Annotated in this window: 20 protein-coding genes; 6 read left to right on the top strand and 14 right to left on the bottom strand. The window is 68.4% G+C overall.

Going from position 1 to position 24,801, the window contains the following annotated elements; translation table 11 throughout:
* Positions 1-33: 33 nt before the first annotated feature.
* The 4 genes from QT382_RS09415 to QT382_RS09400 form a co-directional block, all read right to left on the bottom strand.
* The gene (locus tag QT382_RS09415) at positions 34-2,997 is read right to left on the bottom strand and encodes a putative bifunctional diguanylate cyclase/phosphodiesterase (protein ID WP_289253777.1); all 2,964 of its coding nucleotides are present in this window, start codon (positions 2,995-2,997) and stop codon (positions 34-36) included.
* 181 nt (positions 2,998-3,178) lie between these two features.
* On the bottom strand, positions 3,179-4,945 hold the full coding sequence (locus QT382_RS09410) for an ABC transporter ATP-binding protein (protein ID WP_289253776.1): 1,767 nt from the start codon (positions 4,943-4,945) through the stop codon (positions 3,179-3,181).
* Positions 4,929-6,674 (bottom strand): ABC transporter ATP-binding protein, encoded by a 1,746-nt coding sequence (locus tag QT382_RS09405; RefSeq protein WP_289253775.1) that lies wholly within the window; start codon positions 6,672-6,674, stop codon positions 4,929-4,931. Before QT382_RS09405 ends, QT382_RS09410 begins: the two co-directional genes overlap by 17 nt.
* Before the next feature lie 40 nt (positions 6,675-6,714).
* Positions 6,715-7,602 carry a LysR family transcriptional regulator gene (locus QT382_RS09400; protein ID WP_289253774.1) on the bottom strand — a complete coding sequence of 296 codons (888 nt, stop codon included), beginning with the start codon at positions 7,600-7,602 and terminating at the stop codon, positions 6,715-6,717.
* Between the two features lie 68 nt (positions 7,603-7,670).
* On the opposite strand from QT382_RS09400, the gene QT382_RS09395 reads away from it, so the two are divergent.
* Both QT382_RS09395 and QT382_RS09390 read left to right on the top strand, forming a co-directional pair.
* A complete protein-coding gene (locus tag QT382_RS09395; protein WP_289253773.1) occupies positions 7,671-8,135 on the top strand; it encodes a DoxX family protein in 465 nt (154 codons plus the stop codon).
* Complete coding sequence (locus tag QT382_RS09390; RefSeq protein WP_289253772.1) at positions 8,132-8,824, top strand: glutathione S-transferase family protein; 693 nt, start codon at positions 8,132-8,134, stop codon at positions 8,822-8,824. Before QT382_RS09395 ends, QT382_RS09390 begins: the two co-directional genes overlap by 4 nt.
* Here QT382_RS09390 and QT382_RS09385 read toward each other — a convergent pair.
* Entirely contained in the window at positions 8,814-9,257 is a 444-nt protein-coding gene (locus tag QT382_RS09385; RefSeq protein ID WP_289253771.1) for an SRPBCC family protein, read from the bottom strand. The two genes, QT382_RS09390 and QT382_RS09385, sit on opposite strands and share 11 nt — an antisense overlap.
* Positions 9,258-9,369: 112 nt before the next feature.
* Between QT382_RS09385 and QT382_RS09380 the strand changes: the two genes are divergently transcribed.
* Positions 9,370-9,660: a hypothetical protein gene (locus QT382_RS09380; RefSeq protein ID WP_289253770.1), complete on the top strand. Its 291-nt coding sequence runs from the start codon at positions 9,370-9,372 to the stop codon at positions 9,658-9,660.
* On the opposite strand, the gene QT382_RS09375 is transcribed toward QT382_RS09380, so the two are convergent.
* Positions 9,661-11,109: a sodium:solute symporter gene (locus tag QT382_RS09375; RefSeq protein WP_289253769.1), complete on the bottom strand. Its 1,449-nt coding sequence runs from the start codon at positions 11,107-11,109 to the stop codon at positions 9,661-9,663.
* A 410-nt stretch (positions 11,110-11,519) separates the two neighbouring features.
* Between QT382_RS09375 and QT382_RS09370 the strand changes: the two genes are divergently transcribed.
* The gene (locus QT382_RS09370) at positions 11,520-14,555 is read left to right on the top strand and encodes an ExeM/NucH family extracellular endonuclease (RefSeq protein WP_289253768.1); all 3,036 of its coding nucleotides are present in this window, start codon (positions 11,520-11,522) and stop codon (positions 14,553-14,555) included.
* 20 nt (positions 14,556-14,575) lie between these two features.
* Positions 14,576-15,082: a PEP-CTERM sorting domain-containing protein gene (locus tag QT382_RS09365; protein ID WP_289253767.1), complete on the top strand. Its 507-nt coding sequence runs from the start codon at positions 14,576-14,578 to the stop codon at positions 15,080-15,082.
* Between the two features lie 19 nt (positions 15,083-15,101).
* On the opposite strand, the gene QT382_RS09360 is transcribed toward QT382_RS09365, so the two are convergent.
* The 5 genes from QT382_RS09360 to QT382_RS09340 form a co-directional block, all read right to left on the bottom strand.
* Positions 15,102-16,295, bottom strand: coding sequence for an alpha/beta hydrolase family protein (locus QT382_RS09360; protein ID WP_289253766.1), 1,194 nt, complete (start codon positions 16,293-16,295; stop codon positions 15,102-15,104).
* A gap of 80 nt (positions 16,296-16,375) precedes the next feature.
* Entirely contained in the window at positions 16,376-16,924 is a 549-nt protein-coding gene (ruvC, locus tag QT382_RS09355; protein WP_289253765.1) for a crossover junction endodeoxyribonuclease RuvC, read from the bottom strand.
* Positions 16,924-17,916 carry a phosphatidate cytidylyltransferase gene (locus tag QT382_RS09350; RefSeq protein WP_289253764.1) on the bottom strand — a complete coding sequence of 331 codons (993 nt, stop codon included), beginning with the start codon at positions 17,914-17,916 and terminating at the stop codon, positions 16,924-16,926. Before QT382_RS09350 ends, ruvC begins: the two co-directional genes overlap by 1 nt.
* Positions 17,913-18,545 (bottom strand): lysophospholipid acyltransferase family protein, encoded by a 633-nt coding sequence (locus tag QT382_RS09345; RefSeq protein WP_289253763.1) that lies wholly within the window; start codon positions 18,543-18,545, stop codon positions 17,913-17,915. Before QT382_RS09345 ends, QT382_RS09350 begins: the two co-directional genes overlap by 4 nt.
* A gap of 35 nt (positions 18,546-18,580) precedes the next feature.
* The gene (locus QT382_RS09340; protein ID WP_289253762.1) at positions 18,581-20,551 is read right to left on the bottom strand and encodes a S9 family peptidase; all 1,971 of its coding nucleotides are present in this window, start codon (positions 20,549-20,551) and stop codon (positions 18,581-18,583) included.
* A gap of 164 nt (positions 20,552-20,715) precedes the next feature.
* On the opposite strand from QT382_RS09340, the gene QT382_RS09335 reads away from it, so the two are divergent.
* Positions 20,716-21,129, top strand: coding sequence for a PaaI family thioesterase (locus QT382_RS09335; RefSeq protein ID WP_289253761.1), 414 nt, complete (start codon positions 20,716-20,718; stop codon positions 21,127-21,129).
* Between the two features lie 17 nt (positions 21,130-21,146).
* Here QT382_RS09335 and QT382_RS09330 read toward each other — a convergent pair whose 3' ends face one another.
* The 3 genes from QT382_RS09330 to QT382_RS09320 are packed head-to-tail and all read right to left on the bottom strand — an operon-like array spanning position 21,147 to position 24,714.
* Positions 21,147-22,754: a GMC family oxidoreductase gene (locus tag QT382_RS09330; protein ID WP_289253760.1), complete on the bottom strand. Its 1,608-nt coding sequence runs from the start codon at positions 22,752-22,754 to the stop codon at positions 21,147-21,149.
* Positions 22,751-23,263 (bottom strand): hypothetical protein, encoded by a 513-nt coding sequence (locus QT382_RS09325; protein WP_289253759.1) that lies wholly within the window; start codon positions 23,261-23,263, stop codon positions 22,751-22,753. The genes QT382_RS09330 and QT382_RS09325 overlap by 4 nt, the downstream gene beginning before the upstream one ends.
* On the bottom strand, positions 23,263-24,714 hold the full coding sequence (locus QT382_RS09320; RefSeq protein WP_289253758.1) for a coniferyl aldehyde dehydrogenase: 1,452 nt from the start codon (positions 24,712-24,714) through the stop codon (positions 23,263-23,265). The genes QT382_RS09325 and QT382_RS09320 overlap by 1 nt, the downstream gene beginning before the upstream one ends.
* Positions 24,715-24,801 lie beyond the last annotated feature (87 nt).

The raw sequence follows: 24,801 nt of genomic DNA, 5'->3' as shown, positions 1-24,801 counted from the left end.
GCCACAAGCTCCTTCCGGACCTTGTGCGCGGGCTCAGTGCAGCAGGCCTGAGGCCAGCAGCTCGCCGCGCTGCTGTTCCGGGAACAGCGGCATGGTGTTCTGCTCGCGGCCCTGCAGCTGTCGCACGAAGGCGTAGATTTCCGGATCCTCGATGAAGTCGGCGGCCGAGCGCGCCTCCAGGATGCGCTCCGGCAAGACCGGCCGGCTGATGCCGTAGCCCTGGGCGTAGTCCACGCCCGCCGACACCAGGGCCTTGAGGATGGGCAGGTTCTCGGCGTACTCGCCGATCGACTTCATGCCCAGGTTGTTGACCAGGCCGCCCAGCGCGCTGAGCACGGCCATGCCGGAGGGGTTGTTGGCCGCGTCACGCACCAGCGATCCGTCCAGCTTCAGCGCATCGACGCTCAGGCCCTTGAGGTAGCCGAACGAGGAATAGCCGGCGCCGAAATCGTCCAGCGCCACCTTGACGCCCAGGTCGCGGGCGCGGTCGATGAAGCGCTGCATGTGGGCCATGTCGTTCAGCGCCACGGTCTCGGTGATCTCTATGCAGATGCGGGCCACCGCCTCCTGGTGCTGGTTGAACAGGCGCAGCAGGTCCTCGACGAAGGCCTCGTCGTTCAGCGAGCTGCCCGACAGATTGACGCCGACGAACTGGGTGTTGAGCAGCTGGCCGGCGTGGGCCTCCAGCCAGGAGATCACGGTGGTGACCACCCAGCGGTCGATGATGGCGGTCTTGGCATGCGCCTCGGCCGCCTCGATGATGATCTGGGCCGGCACGATGTCGCCATTGGGCTTGCGCATGCGCAGCAGCACCTCGAAGTTCAGCGAGTCGAAGGGCCGGCTCAGCGACAGCTCGGGCTGCATCATCAGGAACAGGCCCTCGGGCGTCTCGCCGCGCTCCAGGCAGCTGATCAGGGCCAGCTCGTCCTTGTGGTGCTTGAAGAAGGTGTCGCCGCCGTCCATCACCACCAGGCGGTCGCTGGGCTTCTTCTTGGCCATGCGGCACAGGGTGTCGGCCGCCGAGACGATTTCCTTCATCGCCGGTGCGCCGAAGCTCTCGGCCGCTACCAGGCCACCCGACACGCTGAGCGCAAAGCGCTGCACGTCGATCTGGAACGGCGCCGAGGAGATCAGCGCCAGGATGTTCTGGCAGCGCTGCGAGGCCTCGGTGATCGAGGCATCGGGGAAGGCGACCACGAACTCGTCGCCGCCCACGCGGGCCAGCAGGTCCAGCGGCCCCAGCTGGCTGCGGATGCGCTCGCAGACCTGCTTCAGCACCGCGTCGCCGGCCGAGTGGCCGTAGAGGTCGTTGATCAGCTTGAAGCGGTCCAGGTCGAAATACGCCAGCGTCCGCGGCGGCGTCAGCGAGCGTTCGAACTTGCGCGACAGGCCGCGCAGGTTCAGGCATTCGGTCAGCGGGTCGTGGTTGACCAGGAATTCCAGCCGCGTGGTGGCGCGCACCCGCTCGGTGATGTCCTGCAGCGAGCCTTCGATGATGCGGCCGTCGACGGTCGAGGCCTTGATCGCGCACCAGTATTCGCCGCCGCCGGGTGGCAGCAGGCGGGCCTGCAGGTCGAAGGAGGCGCTCTGGCCGGCACTGTGCAGCGAGCCGAAGGCCAGGGCCACGTCGGGCTCGAACAGCTCGTCCAGCGTCAGCGCGCCGTCCATGCCCATTGTCGCGAGCATGGACTTGAAGGCCGGGTTGGCATTGGCGATCACCAGGCCGTCATGGACGGTGAACAGGCCGATAGGCGAGTCGTTGTAGGCGGCCTTCAGCGTCTTCTGCGCCTGCTCGGCGCGGCGGCGGTCCGAGCGCATGTGCTCGGCCACGGCGGCCGAGGCCAGCACGCCCGAGGCCAGGGCCGCGGTGACGCTGTTCAGCGCGCCCAGCAGCAGGCTCTGGCCGGTGGAGGCGACGACGATTTCGTTCAGCGTGGCGCCCAGGGCCACCACCAGGGAGGAGGCGTACCACATGGCCGTGCGCGAGCGGGTGCGGCGCACGATGCGGTAGAGGTAGGGCAGGGTGGCGAACCACAGCAGGGCCGTACCGACCCAAAGCACGGGCAGGATCTGCTCGTAGCTCAGCACCGCGCACAGGCCCATCAGCAGCAAGGTGCTGGCGCGCTGGATCGGCAGCAGCCAGCCGCCGCCGACCTTGGCCATCTCCTTGCGGAACAGCAGGCCGAACACGGCGATGGTGGTGACGAAGTAAAGGCACAGCGTCCATTGGCGGGTCAGCGTCAGCCATTCCGGCGCGATCGGCATGCCGAAGAAGCTGAAGTCCGAGCCCTCCGACAGCAGGGCCATGCGCATGCTGATCATCAGCCAGCCAATGAAGGCCCAGTACAGCCGGCTCTTGTTGATGGCCGCGGTCAGCGCCATCGACAGCGCCAGCAGGCCGAGGCCGGCCTCGATCATGGTGGCGGTCTTCTGGTGCTGTGCAGAAGCGGCGTCGAGTTCGGCGGCCTGCCAGCGGGCCGCGGCAATCTTGGCCGGACCGCGGAAGTTCGAACGGCACAGCAGCTGAATGTCGCGCCGCTCGCCATCCAGCGTCAGCGCAAAGCCGCCGCGCACCGGCATCACCGCACCGCTGCTGCCCGAGCGCGTCGCCGAGCCCAGCAGCTCGCCGCTCTGCTCGTCCCAGCAGCGCAGGGCCATGGAATGGCGGGAAGGGAACTCGACCGACCAGGCCTGCTGGCCGGCCGGCGCCTGAGCCTTGACACCTATCCAGAAGGCGTCGGTCGAGCGCTGGGTGCTGACGCTGGTGGCGCTCTGGCGCTCGGCCAGGCGGGCGCGCACATAGGCGAGGTCCTGGTCCAGCGGCTGCTTCAGGTCGGCCGGCTCCTGCCAGGCGACCAGGGGCAGCGGCGTGCCCGTGGCGGGCTCGGGCCGGCTCAGATGCCAGAGACCGGTGAGGGCCGCAACGACGAACACCACCACCGGCAGCAGCCGGGCGGTGGTGGCATTGAGCAGGTCCTCGGTGATGTTGCGGAACATGGATCGATAGAGGTCACGCGGGGGCGAGCAGGGCCTACCCGCCGAACCGCGTGTTGCACTTATCGGCGATGGTTACCGGCTTTTGCATGACTGCAAGGAACGACCTGACCCCTGCCGTGACAAGCTTCACCGAAAGGCTTGGATCGGTGCGATGTGCGCACCGATCTATGGCGCGAGCGCCTCACTCTTCCAGCGCTTGCAGGGCCACCAGGCGTTGGTAGATCCCGCCTTCGTGGGCCATCAGCTCGTCGTGCCGGCCGCGCTCGGCGAGCCGGCCGTGGTTGAGCACGATGATCTGGTCGGCCTCGCGGATGGTCGACAGCCGGTGGGCGATGGCGACTATGGTCACGCGGCCTCGCAAGGCCTGCAGTGCCTCGCCGACCAGGGCCTCGGTGGCACTGTCTATGTTGGAGGTGGCCTCATCCAGGAACAGCAGGGTGGGTGCGCCGGCCAGGGCCCGGGCCATGGCGATCAGCTGCTTCTGGCCGGTCGAGACCCGCGCCCCGCCTTCGCCCAGCGGCGTGTCCCAGCCCTGCGGCAGCGTGTCTATGAAGGCTTCGACCCGCGCGGCGCGGGCGGCGTCGCGCAGCTCGTCCTCGGCGATGTCGCGGCCCATGGCGATGTTCTCGCGCACGCTGGCCGCCAGCAGATAGGGCTCCTGCGGCACCAGGCCCACGGCGGCGCGGAAGGCCGCGTCAGGCACGGCCGAGAGCGGCTGACCGTCGATGCGGATCTCGCCTTGCTGGGCCTCGTAGAAGCGCAGCAGGAGCGAAAGCAGCGTGGACTTGCCGCTGCCGGTGTGGCCCACGATGCCGACGAAGCTGCCCGGCGCCATGTCCAGGTTCAGCGGATGCAGCACCGGATGCGCCGGGTCGTAGCCGAACTGCAGCTCGCGTATCGCAATGCCACCGCGCGTGATCTGCGCGCCCTCGGCGCCCATGGGTCGGGCCTCGGCCTCGCGCAGCAGGGTGCGCACCCGCGAGGCCGCCACCATGGACTGCTGCAGCTGGCCGAACTGCAGGGTGATCTGGATCAGCGGATCGACCACGCGCGAGATGTAGCTGAGGAAGGCATAGAGCAGACCGACTTCGACGCCGGAGAGGTCGCGACGGCCGAAGCCGTAGATCACGGTCACCAGCAGCAGCACGTTGAGCAGGTCCAGCGCCGGCCGCAGCAGCCAGGCGTTGGCGCGCAGTTCGGCCACGCGGGCGCCCCAGTGGCGCTGGTTCAGCTCGGCAAAGCGCTGGGTGAAGCGTGGCGCCGCGCCGGCCGACTGAAGCACGGCCATGCCGGCCATGCTCTCGGCCATCTGGGCATTGATGTCGCTGCGCAGCGCCCGCTGCTGGGCCACGGCCGGCGCGCTCCAGCGCTGGTAGCACCAGATGATCAGCACCACGGCCGGCACCAGGGGTAGGACGATCAGGGTCAGCCGCCAGTCCAGCCAGGCCATGGCGACGATGGAGCCTATGACGACGATGCTGGAGTCCAGCATCACGTAGAGCACCTGGCGGTAGAGCTGGTTGACCGACTCGCTGTCGTTGGTGACGCGGCTGACCAGGGCGCCGGTGATGGCCTTGTCGAAGAAGGCCATGGGCAGGGCCAGCACATGGGCATAGACCTTCTCGCGCAGCCTCAGCACCGAGCGCCGCGCGACGGCGGCCATGCGGGTCAGCTGCAGATAGCGGATCCAGCAAGCCACCCAGCCACTCAGCAGAATGGCCGCCAGCAGGCCGGCCATGGCGCCGATGTTGTAGTTGCCGGGCAGCAGATAGCCGTCTATGTAGTGCTTGCCCAGCGCCGGCCCGGCAGCCTCCATGGCGGCGGCCAGCACCAGCCACACGGCGCCGGCCACCAGCTGCGGCCGCTCGGGCCGCGCGGCTTCCAGCAGCAGGCCTATCGAGGACCAGGGGCTGTCTTCCTTGCTGGCCGGTTCAGATTTCGGCGTCAAGGGAAGCCTCCAGTTGTTGATAGCGCCACTGCGCCGCATACCAGCCGCCGAGTTCCAGCAGCTCGGCATGGGTGCCGCGTTCGGTGATGTGGCCTTGCCTAAGCACGATGATCTGGTCGGCCTCCATCACCGCGCTGAGCCGGTGGCTGACGATGATGCGGCTGCCGGCGGTCTTCTTCTCCCGCAGGTGTTCGAGGATCTGCGTCTCGGTGCCTGTGTCCACGGCCGACAGCGCGTCATCGAGGATCAGCAGCGGCGCATGCGCCAGCAGGGCGCGAGCGATGGCCACGCGCTGGCGCTGGCCGCCCGAGAGCGTCACGCCGCGCTCGCCGACCAGGGTCTCGTAGCCCTGCGGCAGGCGGGCGATGTCTTCATGGACCGCGGCCAGCTGCGCGGCCTCCTCGATCTCGGCGCGCGTGGCCTCGGGCCGCGCCAGGGCGATGTTGTCGGCAATGCTGGCCGAGAACAGGATGGGCTCCTGCGGCACCCAGGCCAGGCTCTCGCGCAGCGCCGCCAGGCTCAGCTCGGGCAAGGCCTGACCCCCGAGCCGCAGCTGGCCGCTGCCCGGTTCGTAGTGGCGCAGCAGCAGGCGTATCAGGGTGGACTTGCCGGCCCCGGTCGGGCCGACCACGCCCAGCGTCTGGCCGGCCGGCAGTCGCAGGTTGATGTCGCTCAGCGACTCGCGCTCCAGGCCGGGGTAGGTGAAGGACAGCTTGTCGATCGTGAGATCCGCGGATGCCGGGCGGCCCAGCAGGCCTTCGTCCCTGAGGCTCAGCGGCTCGTCCAGCATGGGCTGCAAGCGGCCCCAGGCGGCGCGACCGCGCTCGATCAGCGAAAGCACCCAGCCGGCAGCGAACATGGGCCAGATCAGCTGGCCGAGGTACATGGTGAAGGCAGTCAGCGAGCCGATGCTGAGCTCGCCGCGCGACACAAACCAGGCACCCAGGCCCAGGGCGATGGCCAGGGCCGTGGCCAGCGTCATGCCGACGGCCGGCTCGTAGGCCGCCTCCCAGCGCTGGGCGCGGTAACCGGCCTCGCCGGCGCTGTCGGCCAGCTGTGCAAAGGTCTGCTCGCTGCGCTGGACCAGGCCCAGGGCGCGCACGGTGCGCACGCCGGCCAGGCTCTCCTGCACATGCTGGTTCAGCGCCGAGAAGCGCTCCAGCGACTGCTTCCAGGCCTGGTGCACCTGCTCGGAGATGCGCCAGAAGGCCAGGGCCATCAGCGGGAAGGGCAGCAGGGCGGCCAGGCCCAGGCGCCAGTCCACGCCCAGGGTCATCATCGCGATCACCAGGACCAGGGTCAGCGTGCCGTCGAAGGCGGCCAGCATGGCCTCGCCCGCGGCCAGTTCCACCGCATCGACGTCGTTGGTCGCCAGGGCCATCAGGTCGCCGGTGCGCTTGGCCTGGAAGAAGACCGGGCCCTGCAGGCTGAGGCGCTGGTAGAGGCGGATGCGCAGCTCGCGGCCGAGCTGGTAGGCGGTGCTGAACAGGGCCAGGCGCCAGCCCACGCGCAGGAAATAGATGGCAAGGCCGGCGGCGACCAGCAGGGCCAGCTGGATCAGCAGGGCGGTGCCGGCCAGCCGGCCGGCGACCAGGGCATCGACCACCTGGCCGACCTGGCGCGGTATCCACACGGTCAGCACCGCGATGGTGGCCAGCATGCTGGCGGCGGCGGCGTACTTGATCCAGTGCCGACGCACGAAGCCGGCGAGCATGCGGGACAACAACATCGGCGGGATTCTAGGAGCCGGGTCCCGGCCCTGCCGACCGTCAGGGCAGGTCTATGCCTTCGCCCAGCGCCGCATAGACCGTGGCGACGCGGCGCAGGTGGCGCGCGTCGGCATGGGTCAGCAGCCAGAGCTCGGTCTGGGCCTCGTCCAGTGGCTCGCTCAGCCGCTTCACGTCGCTGCGGCCTTCGGCCAGGAAGATCGGCACCACGCCCACGCCCAGGCCCTGCGCCACCAGCTCGAGCACCGACTGGATGCTGCCCACCTGGTAGCGCGGCTTGAGCCGGGGGTAGTGGCGCTTGCGCCAGACCACGGAGGGATGCTCGGGCAGGGCCTCGTCGGGCGCTATCCAGTCCACCGTGTCCGCCGTCTCCAGGCTGCGCGGGCCGCCACGCCGCGGGCCGTAGAGCGCCACGCGGATATTGCCCAGGCAGCGGCCCACCAGATGCTGGGGCGGGCGCTTGGTGGCGCGCAGCGCGATGTCGGCATCGCGCCGGGTCAGGCTGGCCAGCTCGTTGCCGGTGTGCAGCTCGTAGCGCAGCTCCGGATGCTCATGCCTGAGGTCCTTCAGCGCCGGAGCGACCAGGCCGTGCAGCAGCGTGTCGGTGGTGGTGATGCGCACCGTGCCCGTGATCTGCGAAGGCCGTTCGCTCAAGAGGCTGCGGGCGGATTCGAGCGCCGCTTCCATCTGCTCGGCCTGCTCGACCAGCTGCTGGGCCAGGTCGCCCGGCCGGTAGCCGCCGCGGCCGCGTTCGAACAGCTGGCGGCCGAGGCCGCGCTCCAGCTTCTGCAGGCTGCGGAACACCGTCGAGGCATCGACGCCCAGCCGCTCGCCCGCCGCGGCCAAGGTGCCGCCGCGCGCCAGGCCCAGCAGCAGGGCCAGGTCGGCGGGGTTGAGCTTGTATTGCGGATATGCAATCTTGGCTTGCATGCTTGTCTATTCCGGTTGCCGAAGTGCAAGCATAGATTGGCGCCACCTGTTCAACAACGGAGTGCTTCATGCGCCACGCTTCTTCTCCCGAGTCGGCCGCTGATACCGCTGACACGGCTGCCTATGGTCTGCTCGTCCTGCGCCTGGCGCTGGGCTTGATGTGGATCGCCCATGCCCTGCTCAAGCTGCTGGTGTTCGGCCTGCCGGGCACGGCCCAGTATTTCGCCAGCATCGGCTTCCCGGCCTGGGTGGCCTATCCGGTGTTCGGCATCGAGCTGCTCGGCGGCATCGCCCTGCTGCTCGGCCTCTACGCCCGCCAGGTGGCGCTGGCATTGACGCCCATCCTGCTCGGCGCCGCCTGGGTCCACCTGCCCAATGGCTGGGTCCACACCAGCACCGGCGGTGGCTGGGAGTACCCGGTGTTCCTGGCCCTGGCTTCGCTGACCATCTGGCTGAGCGGCGATGGCGCCGCGGCCCTGCTCCGCAGCTCCTTCGCCGTACCGGTGTACTCGCCGGCCGAGGGGCAGTCATGAACGAGCTCGTGCTGGTGTCGCACCGGCTCTGCCCCTATGTGCAGCGTGCCGCCATCGTGCTGATGGAAAAGGGCCAGGCCTTCGAGCTCCGCGACGTGGACCTGGGCAACAAGCCGGACTGGTTCTTGCGCATCTCACCGCTGGGCAAGACGCCGGTGCTGCTGGTCGAGGGCGAGGCCTTGTTCGAATCGGCGGTGATCTGCGAATACCTGGACGAGACCCTGGTCCCGGCCCTGCATCCGCAGGACGCGCTACAAAGGGCGCGGCAGCGGGCCTGGATGGAGTTTGCGTCGCAGTTGCTGGCCGGCATCGCCACGCTCTACAACGCGCCCGACGAAGCCGCCATGGAGGCCCAGCTGCTGCAGCTGCGCCGGCGCTTCGAACAGATCGAAGCGCAGCTGGCCGAGGGCGGCCCCTGGTTCGGCGGCCAGCGCTTCGGCCTGGTCGATGCGGCCTTCGCGCCGGCTCTGCGCTACTTCGAGGTGGTGGACGAATTCATCGCCGCCGATTCGCTGTGGCAGGGCTTGCCGCGCCTGGCTCGCTGGCGCAGCGCGTTGGCGCAGCGGCCGTCGGTGCAGGACGCGGTGGCACCGCAATACGCCGAATGGCTGCGCGACTTCCTGCGCCGCCGACCCAGTGCGCTGGGCCGACGCGTGGTGATGCAACGCCGGCTGGCAGCTACTGCCTGATCTCGGGCTCGACCAGCTGGGCCAGCAGGGTCAGCGATTCCTGCCAGCCCATGTAGCAGGCCTCGGGCGGAATCATGTCCGGAATGCCTTCCTGCACCGCGGTCAGCTCAACGCCGCAGAACACCTTGCGCAAGGTGACCGTGGTCTGCATCGCGCCCGGCAGGTTGGGGTCCTCGAAGGCGGCCGTGTAGCGCAGCTTCTCGTTCGGCACCAGCTCCAGGTATTCGCCGCCGAAGCTGTGCGGCAGGCCGGTCGTGAAGTTGGTGAAGGACATGCGGTAGCGGCCGCCGACCCGCGGGTCCATCTCGTGGACCTTGCCGGTGAAGCCATGCGGCGGCAGCCACTTGGCCCAGGCCTCGGGGTCGAGGAAGGCCCGGTAGACCCGCTCGGGCGGCGCGCGCAGGACGCGGTGCAGTCGGATGGTGCTTGGCATGTTGGTCTCCTGGTAGCTCGAGGATGGTCCTCTGCCACACGACGGCCGACGATACGTGAATTCGACAGGACGCGGTGCTAGGCTTGGTCCACTCATCCGGCGGGAGACAGGCATGGACGGTGGTTTCGGCATCGAATCGCATGCGGCCCACCAGCATGGCGCGCTGCGCAAGGCGGCCCGCTACCTGGTGCTGATCGACTCCGGCGGCTTCGCGCTGGCCCGGCTGTTCGTCGACAGCCGCGAGCAGGTGGCCGAGTTCGACGGCAGCACCGAGGAAACCGCCACCATGATCAGCGGCCTGGTCTCCATCGGCAATGCCAGCGGCAGCGATTGGGACCTGGCCCTGCGTGGCCACAGCGCGCAGGAGCGGGCGGCGGCCACGGTGTACGAGCTGAGCGTCTGATCAGGCGCGCCGAGGGCGGCTGACCAGCCACAGCCCGGCAAAGCTCAGGGCCGCGTTCAGCAGCAGCAGTTCCAGGCCCATCTCGTAGCTGCCGAACAGCTGCTGCTGGCGGCTGTCGATCAGCCAGCAGAGCAGCGGCGCGGCCAGGGCCACCAGGGGCACCCGGCCGTCCATCACATCGCGGCGGGTCAGCAGGCCGAAGGCGAACAGCCCAAGCAGCGGCCCATAGGTGTAGCCGGCGATCTTGAGGATCAGGCCGATCATGCTGGGGTTGTCCACCCAGCGGAACACCAGCACCAGCACCAGGAACAGCGCGGCAAAGCTCAGGTGCACGCGCTTGCGCACCTGCAGGCGGCGGGCCTCGTCCCAGTCGCTGCGGCGCTGCAGGCCCAGCAGGTCTATGCAGAAGCTCGAGGTCAGGGCCGTGATCGCACCGTCGGCGCTGGGGAACAGGGCCGAGATCAGGGCCACGATGAAGATCAGCTGCACCGCGGCCGGCAAGTGCTGCAGCACCACGGCCGGGAACAGCGCGTCGCCGCGCGCCGCCATGCCCTGCTGCGCAGCATAGAGCTGCAAGAGCCCGCCCAGCACCAGGAACATCAGCACCACGCCCAGCATCACCAAGCTCATCAGGAGGATGTTCTTCTGCGAGTCGCGCAGCGTCTTCACCGAGATGTTCTTCTGCATCATTTCCTGGTCCATGCCGGTCATCGCGATGGCGATGCAGGCGCCGGCCAGCAGCTGCTTGCCCCAGAACAGCCGGCTGTCCGGCTCGGTGACGAAGACGCGTGAGAGCCCGGCGTCCGACAGCGCCGCGAAGCTGCCCGTCAAATCCAGGCCCAGCGCATTGGCCAGCCACACCAGGCACACCACCAGGCCGGTCAGCATGCCGGCGGTCTGCAGCGTGTCGGTCCAGACTATGGTCTTGACCCCGCCCTCGTAGGTGTAGAGCAGGATCATCAAGAGCAGCACGGCCGTGGTCAGCCAGAACGGCAGGCCGAAGCTGTCGAGGATGGCGTCCTGCAGGATGCGCACCACCAGGTAGAGCCGCGCCGTGGCGCCCAGCGTGCGCGAGAGGATGAAGAAGCTGGCGCCGGTCCTGTAGCTCTGCGGCCCCAGGCGTTCACCGAGGTAGCGGTAGATCGAACTGAGCTGCAGCCGGTAGTACAGCGGCAGCAGCACGAAGGCGATGACCGCGTAGCCGATCATCTGGCCCAGGGCGATCTGAAAGTAGCTGAACTGCGTGGCGCCGACGGCGCCCGGCACGCTGATGAAGGTCACGCCCGACAGCGAAGTGCCGATCATGCCGAAGGCCACCAGGCCCCAGTGGCTGCTGCGGTTGCCGACGAAGAAGCTCTCGTTGTCGGCGCCGCGCGAGGCCAGCCAGGCCACGCCCAGCAGCAGGGCGAAATAGATCAGGATGACGGTCAGCAGGAGGGGTGCGGTCATGGCGGCCGGATGATAGGGGCCGACCCTGGGCCGTGGCATTCCGAGGGGCGGGCTCCGGATAACTGAGGGTATTCACCGAGAGTGGCGCAAGACCTGGCACCTGTGCCAAATCGGAACACATTGAGGCGGCCGGACTGGTGCACCTTGCCCACATTCGACCGCTTCGTGCACCCGGGCCGGGCCTGGTGGCGGACTCGCCGGGCCGGGCTCAGGGGAATCTCTGGCGCAAAGCGCAAATCGTTTGCGCAAGCGTTGGCCAGCGCTTGTCAAGTACCCCCGCATTCGGGCGTCGCCACTCTGTGCGAACTGTCACGTCGCGGTCTTAGCATGCGCCCTCGCGTGTCGGGCCCGGGTCCGGCGCTGGCGGTCGTCCGAGGACGATCAAGTCGCAGTCCACAGCCGTACAGATGATGAAACTGAAAACCCTCGTCTCCCTCATTGCCGCAGGTCTGGCCGCACCGGTCTTCGCGGCCGGATCGAACGTCGTGATCAGCCAGGTCTACGGGGCCGGCGGCAACGGCGGCGCCACGCTCAATGCCGACTACGTCGAGCTGTTCAACCGCAGCAACGCCAACGTCACCATCGGCGGCTGGTCGGTGCAGTACGCCTCGTCCGCCGGCACCACCTGGACCAACAAGGTCAACATCCCGGCCGGCGTCGTGCTGCTGCCAGGCCAGTACTACCTGATCGGCATGGCGACCGGCGCCAACGGTGCCGCCCTGCCGACGGTGGATCTGACCGGCACCATCGCCATGGCCGCCAACTCCGGCAAGGTGGCCCTGGTGACCAGCACCACGGCGATGAACGACGCCACCCGCGTCGGCCTGCTCGACATGGTGGCCTACGGGGCTTCGACCGGCGGCAGCGAAGGCGCCCCGACGGCCCAGATCGGCACCACGACGGCTGCGCTGCGCCAGCAGGGTGGTTGCAAGGACACCGACGTCAATGCCAGCGACTTCGACGTGCTGGCTCCGACGCCGCGCAATGCGGCCTCGGCAAAAAACGTTTGCGCTGGATCGCCGCCGGTCAACCAGCCCATCGTGGCCGCCTGCCCGGATGGCGTCGCCACGCGCGGCACGGCCGCGCTGTTCACACCCACGGCGACTGACCCGGACGGCATCGTCAACAGCGTGGCGCAAGAAGGCAACTGGCCTGCCGGCTTCAGCCTGGGCAGCTTCACCGCGGCTGCTGGCACCGGCGGCACGGCCTCGCAGCAAGTGAGCATGTCCAACGCCGTGGGCCTGGGTACCTACACCCTGGGCCTGCGCTGGAACAACGCCGACAACCTGCCGGTGAGCTGCAGCTTCAAGGTCTCGGTGTCGGGCGAGGCCACGATTCCCGAGATCCAGGGCTCCGGCCAGTTCAGCCCGCTGAAGGACATGACGGTCACGACCCGTGGCATCGTCACCAAGATCATCAGCAACGGCTTCTACCTGCAGGACCGTCTGGGCGACAACGACCCGACCACCTCGGACGGCATCTTCGTCTTCACCAGCGTGGCACCGGCCAGCCTGCTGCCGACGATTGCCGCGGGCCAGGACCTGAAGCTGACCGCCAAGGTGGCCGAGTACGCCGCTGCGCCTTCCAACCCCTACAGCTCCAGCCGTCCGCTGACCGAGCTGACCGCCCCGGCCGGCTTCCAGACCCTGGGTGAGGGCTACCAGATCCAGCCGGTCGAGATCGACCTGCTGAATCAGCCGGAAGGCGGTCTGGAGCGCTATGAAGGCATGCTGGTCACCGTGCGCGGCCCGCTGACCGTGACGCAGAACGCCTACCTCGGCAGCTATGGCCTGCTGAGCCTGGCCGCCGGCGGCCGCACGCTGAACCCGACCAACGTCCATCGCTGGGACGACCAGGCGGCCAAGGACCTGCTGGCCGACAACCTGGCCCGCACCATCCTGCTGGACGACGGCAGCTCGGCCACCAATCCGAACCCGACGCCCTACCTGGCCGCTGACAAGACCGTGCGCTCCGGCGACACCACCGGCGACATCACCGGCGTGCTGGACTTCGGCCTGGCTTCGACCAGCGACGGCTTCGCGATGTACAAGATCCATCCGCTGACCGCGCCCGAGTTCGAGCGCAGCAACCCGCGCTCGGAGACCCCGCCGGCCGTCGGTGGCAATCTGCGCGTGGCCAGCGCCAACGTGCTGAACTTCTTCACGACGTTCACCAATGGCCAGACGGCCGACGGCCTGACCGGCCAGACCTGCCAGGTGGCCTGCCGCGGTGCCAACAACCTCACCGAGTTCCAGCGCCAGCGCAGCAAGATCGTCAAGGCCCTGGCCGCGATGAATGCCGACGTGGTCGGCCTGATGGAGATCCAGAACAACGGCAACACCGCCGTGCTGAATCTGGTCGGCGCCCTGAACGACGTGCTGGGCCAAGGCACCTATGCCGCCGTGCCCTCGCCCTCGGTCGGCACCACCGGCACCGACGCGATCCGCGTGGCCATGATCTACAAGCCCGGCAAGCTGACGCTGCAGGGCCGCTCGATCGCCGACACGGCCGGCATCCACAACCGTCCGCCGTTCGCCCAGGGCTTCCAGGCCCTGAACGGCGAGCGCTTCGCGGTGATGGTCAACCATATGAAGTCCAAGGGCGGCAGCTGCCCCAGCACCGGCGGCGATGCCGATGATGGCCTGCAGGGCTGCTTCAACGCCACCCGCGTGCAGCAGGCCCTGGCGACCAAGGCCTTCGTCTCGACCGTGCAGTCCGAAGCCGGCACGCCCAACGTGATCCTGATCGGCGATTTCAACTCCTATGCCAAGGAGCAGCCCATCATCACGATGACCTCGGACGGCGGCATCGTCGACCAGGTCGACCTGTTCGATGCCAAGGACTACTCCTATGTGTTCGACGGCTTCGCCGGCCGCCTGGACCATGGCCTGAGCACGCCCTCGCTGACCGGCAAGATCGTCGGCGCCACCTCGTGGCACATCAATGCCGACGAGCCCGAGGTGATCGACTACAACCTGGACGGCAAGTCGGTCGACAACTTCGTCGACAACATGTTCCGCGCCTCCGACCATGACCCGCTGCTGCTGGGCCTGAACCTGGTCAAGACGCTGACCGGCACCAGCGGCCGCGACACCATCGTCGGCACCGCGGGCGACGACGTCATCGAAGGCGGCATGGGTGCCGACACGCTGACCGGCAACGGCGGCCGCAACCAGTTCGTCTACAACAACCTGCTCGAAGGCGGCGACACCATCACCGACTTCAAGCCGGGCACCGACCTGCTGGTGTTCACCAAGCTGCTGCAGAGCGCCGGCGTCGTCAGCGCCGACCCGCTGGCCAGCGGCCATGTGACCTGCACCGATTCCTCGGCCGGCGCCGTGATCGGCGTGGACACCGATGCGGCCGGTCCGCTGAAGACCCGGCCCATGGTCAGCCTCAAGGCCGTGACCTGCGCCAACGTCAAGGCCAACAGCTTCAAGTTCTGATTTCCCAGGAGTACCTCACCATGATCACCAAGACCCTCCGTCAAATCGCCGTCGGCCTGGTGGCCGGCCTGGCCTTCGCCGTGGCCCAGGCCTCGCCGATCAACTACCTGCTGAAGGGCCAGTTCGACACCGGCCCGCAGGCCGGCGAGAAGTTCAGCGCGACCTACAGCTATGACCCCAGCGTGGTCGCCCAGCTCGGCGATGACCACCTGGCCCTGGGCACCTGGACGCTGAATATCTTCGGCCAGACCTACACCGGCGCCGAAGCCGACGACGTGCCTGTGGCCACCTTCCTGGACGGCGCCTTCATCGGCATCGACGTGTCCTACAGCAGCCTCTCGCCCATGCTCGCCTTCATGAACGGCGGCTTCTCCAGCGACTACGCCTGGGTGGCCTACATGACAGACAGCGGCGATTTCGGCGAAGGCAGCTATGCCGTCACCCAGGTGCCGGAGCCGGCCAGCCTGGCCCTGGTGCTGGGTGGCCTGGCCGTGGCCGGCGTCGCCCGCCGTCGCCGCCAGGCCTGAATCGAGGAAGAAGCGCCAGCTACAAGTCCCGCGCCAGAGCACCGAAGCGCTGCAGCAGGTCCTCCCAGTAGGGACGCACGCAGGGCAGGTGGTCGGCCGGGCTGGCCTGGCATTCGGTGAGGCTCAGCGGCGTGGCGCCGCGGGCCTTCATCGCGTCGAACGCCCGCTGGGCGTTGACGAAGGGCACGGTGCGGTCCTCGCGGCCATGGAACAAGGCCATGGGCGCGCGCGGCAGCCAGTCGGCCACGTTGCAGCGCTGCACGATGGCGTCGCGCTGGTCGTCCAGGAACAGGTCGATGAAGTCGGTGCGGAACACCACGTCCGCATCGTCCGGGATGGCCTGCTTCAGCAACTGCTTGCGCACCTCCTTGCGCACGCCGCTGCCCAGGTGCTTGAGAAAGCCCGGGTTGATCAGCGCGGCCAGCAGCGGCTCCTCGTCGCGCAGATGGTCCAGCGCCCAATCCAGCGTGGCCATCACGTCATAGGGCCCGGCTCCCGCGGCCGTGGCGACCAGGCCGGCTTGCTTGCCCGCGACCTGCAAGGCGCGCTGCGCGGCGAGCGTGACATGGCCGCCTTCGGAATACCCGGTCAGGAAGAGCTGGCCGTTCAGGCGCCGCCCCTGGGTCTGCAGCCAGTAGCGGCTCGCCGTCAGTGCATCCACCACCGAGGCCGCCACCGGATCGGCCAACAGATAGGGGTGGGCCACCCCCTTCGAGGTTCCATAACCCACATAGTCGGTGGCCAGGACGACATAGCCCAATGAAGCCATCAAGAGGGCCGGCTCGTCGGCCGTCGCATGGTTGCTGGGGGCGTCCGCGTCGTGGAATATCGTGCCGTGCTGGTACAGCAGCAGCGGGCTGGCGGCGCCAAGGGCCTTGTCCGGCAGCGCGATCAGGGCCGAGGCCGTGAGCTCGACGCCGTCGGCATCCGTGGTCCGGTACTCGATGCGCCAGCTGCTGACTGCATAGCGTGGCTGCAGTGGCGGCGCACGGCCGGCGTTGCCGGCCAGGGCGGCCTGGAATTCGGTGATCGTGACCCGACCCAGCGAGGTCGCGCGACGATGTTCGCCGGGGCCGCTGGCATTGCTCAGTACCGGCTCGGCGGCCTGGGGCTGGCTGCCGGGCTGCGAGCCCGAACCAGCGCCACCGCCGCCGCAGGCGACGATCAGGCTGGCCAGCAGGCCAGTGAGCAGCAGGATGGAGGCGCGGCGCATGGTGTTGCGGCTCCCACCGGCGAGACCGGGTTGTGGCAGCTTACGACTGACGGCGCAGGCCGCGCAACGGCCGGCGCCTGTCAGTAGGTGCGACCGCCGCGGAAATGCGCGTGCTGGCGGCGCTGCAGCGTGGTCGCCTTGCCCATGGCCTCGAAGCTGACGCGCGCATGGGCATGCATGATGGCCAGGCCCAGCGCGTCGGCCGCGTCCTTGCCCGGCAGGCCCGGCAGGTTCAGCAGGCGCTGGACCATCATCTGGATCTGCTCCTTCTTGGCATGGCCATGGCCGACCACGGCCTTCTTCATCTGCAGGGCCGTGTATTCGGACACCGGCAGGTCGCAGGCCACCAGGCCGGTCAGCGCCGCGCCGCGGGCCTGGCCCAGCAGCAGCGTCGATTGCGGGTTGACATTGACGAAGACGATCTCCACCGCGGCGCATTGCGGCTGGTAGCGCGAGACCACCTCGCGCACGCCGTCGAAGATGATCTTCAGCCGGCCCGGGAGATCGCCCAGGTCGGCGGCGCTGGTCTTGATCGTCCCGCTGGCCACGTAGGACAGCCGCGGGCCGTCGGCGTCGATCACGCCAAACCCCGTTGTCTGCAGACCCGGATCGATGCCGAGAATACGCATCACAAATTCGCTTTGAAGTACCAGCGGACGGAATGGAAGAACACCGGCGCCGCGAAGCAGAGCACGGCGATCCGGTCCAGCAGGCCGATGGCGCCGGTGATGGAGCTGCGGTTGCCCCAGTAGACCACGCCGAAATCCTTCTTCAGCGCCTTCATCACCAGGCCGCCCAGCGCGCCGGCCAGCGAGGCGATCAGGGCCATCACCAGGGCCTGGCCGGCCTTGAAGGGCGTGATCCAGTAGAGCAGGGTGCCGGTCAGCGCGGCGGCTAGCTGGCCCAGCCAGAGCGCACGCAGCGAGAAGCTGCGGCTGATGCGCCGGGCCACCGGCCGGCGGCGCAGCGCGCGCGAGGCGGCCTCCTGCACGATCTGGCCCACGCCCACCACCATCACCATGAAGAACAGCAGGAAGGGCCCGCGGCCCTCGTAGCCGCGGAAGTCCAGCAGCATCAGGGCCGGGCCGTGCGAAAGGCCGTAGACGCAGACCATGATGCCCCACTGGATCTTGGCGTTGCGCTCCAGGAAGCGGCCGGGGTCGTCGGCAAAGGCGCTGACCACCGGGGTGGCCAGGAAGCCGTAGACCGGAATCAGCACCGTGGTGATGTCGAAGTGCCGCGTGGCCACCAGCGCGTACTGCAGCGGCAGCAGGATGAAGAAGGCCAGGATCAGGCTGCGGTGGTCGGCCCGGCGGGTGTGCATCAGCGTGATGAACTCGCGCAGCGCCAGGAAGGAGAAGGCACCGAACAGCAGCGTGGCGCCTATGGGGCCCGAGATCCAGGCCAGCCAGAACAAACAGGAACCGAACCAGACCGCATTCAGGTCGCGCTGGAACTGGCGCCAATTGCCTTCGGCGGCGGGGCTGCGCTTCTCGGGGTCGCGCAGCGAATACAGGAAGCCGCCGATGCTGATCAGTACCAGTGCGCCGAACAGCATCACGAAGAGCAGGGCAACCTGCTCGCTGGCCGTCAGCGTGCGGAGCGTGCGCCAAAAGTTCATGCGGCCCGCTCCTGCACTGGCCGCTGGGCCATCACCGCTTCACGCGCCCGCTCCAGAAAGGCCCGCTTGTCCTCGCCGGGCTCAATCTGCAGGGGCTCGCCGAAGGTGACGGTGCACAGGATAGGCACCGGCACGACCTCGCCCTTGGGCATCACGCGCTGGACGTTGTCTATCCAGGTCGGAATCAGCTTCACGTCGGGGAACTGCTCGGCCAGGTGAAAGAGCCCGGCCTTGAAGGCCTGCGGGTCGCCCTTGTTGGAGCGCGTGCCCTCGGGAAAGATCACCAGCGAATCGCCATGCGACAGCGCCTCGACCAGGGGCTCCAGCGGATCCTCGTCCGGCGTGGCGCGGCTGCGGCTGACGTAGATCGCGTTGAACACGTCACGGGTCAGCCAGGTCTTGAACGGGCTGGCGGTCCAGTAGTCGCGGGCGGCGATCGGCCGGGTCTGGGCGCGCAGCTCGCGCGGCAGCGCAGCCCAGATCAGCACCCAGTCGAAGTGGCTCTGGTGGTTGGCGAAATAGATGCGCTGCTCGGCGGTGGGCGGGCAGCCCTTCCAATGGCCTTGTGCACCGGTGATCAGGCGCGCCAGGAAGGACAGGAACAGGCCGGCGAAGTCGGCTAGGGACATGGGCGGATTATCTCTGTCGATCCGATCGCGCCATTTCAGCGAGGCGCTGCAGGCGTCGGTGCGGCGGGATGAGCAGCGAGGCGCGCGTCCAGGAACTCCGCAATCGCCGCAAAGTAGTGTTCATTCGCGCGTTGCCAACGCAAGTGCTGGGGCGTCTCGGGGGCCATGCCCCCCGAATTGAGCGCCCGTAGCTGGGGCGCGCGGCCCGCGCGGGTGAGCGCGTCGATAAGCCTGCGCGTCACCTCGTCTGGGCGCCCCTGGGCGTCGACATAGTCGGTCAGCAGTGTGGGGACCCTGATGTTGCTGGCCAGCCGCACGGCAGACAGTTGCCGCAAGAGGTTGCCATCCCACACGAACGAGCCTTCTCGATATCCCACGAACAACTGGTAGAAGGGCAGCCCCTGCAAGCGCTTGCCGGCTTCCGTCAGGTCGGCGAGCGGCTCCCGGGCAATCAGGCAGGCAAACTGCTCCGGTGCATGCGCGGCGGCCATCAACACGGCATGACTGCCTTCGTCCTGACCCAGCAGGCAGATGCGGCCCGGCTGACTGAGCCCCGAGGACTTGAGCCACGCCGCGGCATCGACCAAATCCTCGTACCCGGTCGACCACCAGGCCGTGACGGTCGCTTCGAATTGCTCCCAGTCCATGACGCTTCCGACCCGGCCGGGTAGCGTCAACACGGCCCAGCCTCGGCTGGCGATCATCTGCGAAATCGCGTGATAGCCCATGGATGCTTCGCCCACCAGGCGGCTGATGATGACCGTGGGCAGGGGCTCGCCGGCCTTGCCCCTGGGCAGCGTCACGGTCGCATCCACCGTCTTGCCGCCCCGCAGCGGCAATCGGACGAGCCGGATCGGCGAGAGCATCGAGTCCTGGACATCCGGTCGCGAGTCTTCCAACAGGCTCAGTTGGCCGTGCTCAAGATCTCCGATAAGGTACTGAACTGGCTGCCCTGGCTCGCTGCTCGGGACCAGGTAGCGCAGGCCATCGTCGCTGAGTTGCAAGGAGCCAGGCAGGTGGTTCGGTAGTGCCTTGGAAAGCAGCTTGGCAATGTCCCGGAATTCGGGTGCCCAGTAGATGGGGTGCTGCTTGCTCCCGGGGAAGACCCCGACCAGCTGGTTGTTGCGAACATCGGAAATGTCGATCAACCAGTCGATCGGGTCGGCTGGCTCGGCCAGCAACCTGAGTTTGAGCGTCGGCTCTCGCAAGTCGACCGTGAAGACGGCTCGGCCGGCAAGGTGTCGGGCGCTGACATAGAGCAGGTTCGGGTTGGCGCCAAAACCCAAGGGAACGGCGCCGTCGAGTTCTCGGCCCAATCGCCAACCCAGGCGCAGACCTCGGCCATCCAGCGAATCGATCAGGATCTCGTCCCAGTTCTGGCCCATGCTCCGCGCGACTCGCGTGCGCCGCTGCATATCGAGGACCAGACCACGCTGGCGAGGTTGGGCCTCGTGCACCAGACGGTGTTCGCCAGATTCGACATCGATCTCGTAGACCGCCTCGCCCTGGTTGGAGTCAGCACCGGTCAGGGCGACCAGTACGCGTGCCGGCTTGCCGGGCTGGGTGGCCAGCAGGCGGAAGGTGCTGCCCGGCGCGAATTCGGCAGCGGTGAATCGATTGTTTGAGACCAGCTCGCGTGGCGCACTGCCATCCAGCGGTATTTCCATCAAGATGCGTGGCCGGCCTCCAGGCATCACGTCGAGCGCAGCAAGCAGCAAGTCGGGGCTGACCCAGCGAATCCAGCTGAAGCTGAAATGCTGTCCACCGTTCGTCAGCAGGCTGCGAGCCGTCCGGTCACCCTTGACGCTGCGCAAGGCGAGGATGTCCCGGCCTTCGCGGTGAGCGAGAAAGGCGTAACGTTGGCCGTCAGGCGACAGCGCGATGTTCTGAATCAAGGCCGGCCGCGCGAACTGTTCGGGGTCGGGTCTTGCCGGCTCGGATTGCGCAAGCCGCGCGCACAGGGCAAGGCCGACGAGTAGCCAGCGGGCATTGGAGCGAATGGTCATAGGTGAACTGGCGGCTTGAATCAGGCGCAATCCTAGGGGCCTGTTGCCGTGGCGGGGATTCGGGTAGTTACGGGCGACTGCCGCGCGACCTGATGTCGCCTGGCGGACTGCACTGCATCGCAGGCCGAGCACAATCAATGCAAGTCCAAACAGGAGTGCCCGCCATGCCTGATCCCCAGCATTTCAACCAGTTCGGCGCCGAGAACCTGCCCGGCCACCTGGGCATCCGGGTCAAGGCCGTGGCGCCCGGCGAGATCCAGGCCGAGATGGCGGTGCGCAAGGAGCTGATGGCGCCGAACGGCTTTCTGCATGCCGGCTCGGTGGTGACCCTGGCCGACACGGCCTCGGGCTATGGCGTGATGGCCAATCTGCCCGAAGGCGCGCAGAGCTTCACCACCATCGAACTGAAGTCCAACTTCATGGGCACGGCCCGCGAGGGCACGGTGGAGTGCACGGCCACGGCCGTGCACCTGGGCCGCACCACCCAGGTCTGGGATGCCAAGGTCACGCACCGCGAAAGCGGCAAGACCCTGGCCCTGTTCCGCTGCACGCAGATGATCCTGTATCCCAAGGCCTGAGACGCGGCGAGGGCTCTTCAAGCCAGGGCTTCCGGCGTGCCGCCCAGGCGCTCCACCAGGCCCTGGCTCAGGCGATTGGCCAGGCCGTAGACCGAGAGCTGGGGATTCGCGCCAATGCTGGTGGGGAACAGCGAGCCGTCGTGCACCGAGAGATTGGCCAGCTGCCAGTGCTGGCCGTCGGGCCGCACCACGCCGCGGCCGGCGTCGGCCGCCATGGTGCAGCCGCCCATCACATGGGCGCTGCCCACCGTGGTGACGAAGGGCCGCAGGTCCAGCCTGGCGATGCCGGCCTTGGCCTCAGCCAGGCTCTTGTAGTCGGCCGCTTGCTCATGGACCGGCCGCACGCTCTGCGCGCCGGCGGCGAACTGGATCTCGGCCATGGCCAGGTAGGCCCGCCGCACGCCGTCGAACAGGTAGTCGTTGAGCGCGTAGTCCAGTTGCGGCGTGCCGTCGCCGCGCAGCTTGACCTGGCCGCCGGCGGACTGCTCGTGGAAGCCGTCGCGCAGCAGGGCGATCATCACCTGGGTGTTGGGGAACTGCCTGACCCTGTCGGCCAGCGCCGGACCGAAGCCGCCCAGGTTGGTGGCGGCGAAGCCCGGATGCACGGGCGCCGCTTCCAGCTTGAAGCCCATGGGCCCGTCCACCGGCCCCTGGTGCAGGTAGTGGTCGCTGAAGATGGACAGCGGCGCACCGGCCCAGCCCTCGACCTTGTCCGGCAGCAGGGCGCTGTTGGCCACGGTCGGATGCAGGAAGGTGCGCTTGCCCAGCAGGCCATGCGGATCGGGCGCCTGCGAGCGCAGCAGCAGGGCCGGTGAATTGATCGCGCCACCGGCCACGACGTAGTGCCGCGCGCGCACGCGCAGCTCGGGGCCTGCGGCCTTGCCGTCCAGTTCCACCGGTGTGCAGACCAGGGCCTCGACCTTGCCTTCTCTGTTGATCAGGAGCTTGTCGGCGCGGGTCTGAACCAGCAGCGTGGCGCCGCGGTCCAGCGCCGCCGGGATGGTGGTCACCAGCATGGACTGCTTGGCATTGGTCGGGCAGCCCATGCCGCAGGAGCCCAGGTTCCAGCAGCCCTTGACGTTGCGCGCGATCACGAAGCTGGGAATGCCCAGCTTGTCGGCGCCGCGCTTGAGCACGGCATTGTTCTCGTTCGGGTCGGTCTGCCAGGGCGCGATGCTGAGCCGGCGCTCCACCTGCTCGAACCAGGGCGCCATGCGCGACTCGGTGAAGTCGCTCAGGCCGAACTTGGCGGCCCAGACCTCCAGCGCATCCTTGGGCGTGCGGAAGGAGCCGGTCCAGTTGACCGTGGTGGAGCCGCCCACGCAGCGGCCCTGCAGGATGTTCATCGCCTGGTCCAGGGTCTTGCGGCCGGCGGCCTCCTGGTACAGCGAGGCATAGGCAATGTCTTCGCGCTGCGGCTTGAAGTCGCTGCTGGAGCGCAGCGGGCCTTCCTCGATGATGACGGTCTTGAGCCCGGCCCGCGTCAGCAGCTCGGCCGTGATGCCGGCGCCGGCACCGCTGCCGATGATGGCGACATCGCAGTCGACCAGCTCGGGCAGGGCGCGCTGGCCGGGGCCGTGGACTTTCCAGCCTCGGGCCAGGCCTTCTTTGATCGGGTCGTTCATGGAATCTCTCGCGGTCCGGGATAGCCGGCCAGGCTCCAGTTCGCCGGGTCGGTGAAGAAGGCGACGCTGCTGAGGTCGCGCAGCGCGTGATAGACCTGCTGGCGGGTCTGGCTGCCGGACAGGCGCAGCGCCTCCAGCACCTCGGCCAGTTCGGCGGTCGAGGCCTTGGCCCAGTCGGTCTTGAGGCCGATCAGCGCATAGCGGCCGGCCGAGGTGTCAAGCAGGCTCAGCAGCTGCGACAGCTCGGCCCGCACCGCGTCAGGCAGGCCGGCGATGCTGGCATCGACCCGGTCCAGGAAGGCGTTGAGCCGGGCCGTGTCCTCGGCCTTCATCAGGCCCCCGTCGAACACCGCGCGGGCCACGGCCGCGAAGACGGCACGGCCGGCGGGGCTCAGCTTGCGGCCGCCATCGACCAGGCCGGGCTTGAGCAGCAGGGCCGCGCCGGTGCCGGCAAGGCCCAGCACCACGGCCGCGCCCAGGCCCAGTTTCAGCAATCCACGTCGCTGCATCAGGCAATCCTCTTCAACAGACCCAGCAGGCGCTCGAAGGTCGCGCCATAGGGCGGCTGGAACAGCTTGGTCCCGGCGAAGCGCGACTGCAAGAAGATGGGCTTCTCCTTGCTGAAGGTGCGGAATCCCCATTCGCCGTGGTACGAGCCCATGCCGCTGGCGCCGACGCCGCCGAAGGGCTGTTCCTCCTGGCCCAGATGCCACAGGCAGTCGTTGATGGTCACGCCGCCGGCATGGGTCTGGCTCATTGCATGCTCGCGCGCCGCGCCGTCCTGGCCGAACCAGTACAGGGCCAGCGGCCGCTCGCCGCGGTTGATGTGGGCGATGGCATCGTCCACGCGCTCGTAGCCGATCACCGGCAGCAGCGGGCCGAAGATCTCTTCCTGCATCACCGTCATGTCGGAGCTGACGTCCAGCAGCAGGGCCGGCACGATGCGGCGGTCCTGCGGCTGCTCGCCTTCATGGCTGCGCAGCACGCGGGCGCCCTTGGCAGCGGCGTCGGCCATCAGCGACTGCAGGCGCGCATGGTGGCGCGGTGTGGCGATGCTGGAGTAGTCGGGGTTGCCGGCGATGGCCGGGTACATGCGGCGCATTTCGGCCAGGATCTTCTGCGTCAGCGGCTCCACCAGCTCGCGTGGCACCAGCAGGTAGTCGGGCGCCACGCAGGTCTGGCCGGCATTGAACAGCTTGCCGAAGGCCAGGCGCGAAGCGGTCAGCTCCAGGTTGCAGCTGCGGTCCACCAGGGCCGGCGACTTGCCGCCCAGCTCCAGCGTGCAGGGCGTGAGGTTCCTGGCCGCGGCCTGGGCGACGTGGCGGCCCACGGCGGTGGAGCCGGTGAAGAACAGATGGTCCAGCGGCAATTGCGTGAAGGCCTTGCCGACCTCGGCATCGCCGGTGATGACCTGCATCTCTTCCGGTGCGAAGTACTCGGCCACGATGCGGGCCATCAGCTCCGAGGTGGCGGGCGAAAGCTCCGAGGGCTTGATCAGCACCCGGTTGCCGGCGGCCAGCGCAGCCACGGCCGGCTCCATGGCCAGGTAATAGGGATAGTTCCAGGGCGCGACTATGCCGACCACGCCCAGCGGCTGGCGCATCAGCACATTGCGGCCGGGCATGAAGTGCAGCGGCGTGCTCACGCGGCGCGGCTTCATCCAGCGGCGCAGGCAGCGGATCGCGTGGCGGGTGCCGGACTCGACGGTGAACACATCGGCCAGCAGCGATTCCTGGCGGGCACGGTGGCCGAAGTCCCTGGCCATGGCGGTGGCCAGGGCCTCGCCATGCTTGCGCGTCATCGCCAGCAGGCGCTGCAGCCGGTCGCGGCGCACCGCGTAGGACGGCATGCGTTCGGCCTCGTAGGCACGGCGCTGCAGTTCGAGCGCGAGATGCAAGCGCTCCTGCACAGACTGGTCCATCTTGCATGTCTCCTTGGTTTGCGCCGAGGCTAACCGCAAGAAGGGGGCGGGCCAACCGTGTTGGCCCTGGGCTAGAGGGCTGCGTCTAGTCGCGCAGATGACAGGCGTCAAAGAAAAAGCCCGGCA

Origin of the sequence: Pelomonas sp. SE-A7 (assembly GCF_030345705.1) — a bacterium.
Classification (GTDB): domain Bacteria; phylum Pseudomonadota; class Gammaproteobacteria; order Burkholderiales; family Burkholderiaceae_C; genus JAUASW01.
This window is presented reverse-complemented; position numbering and strand designations above follow the sequence as displayed.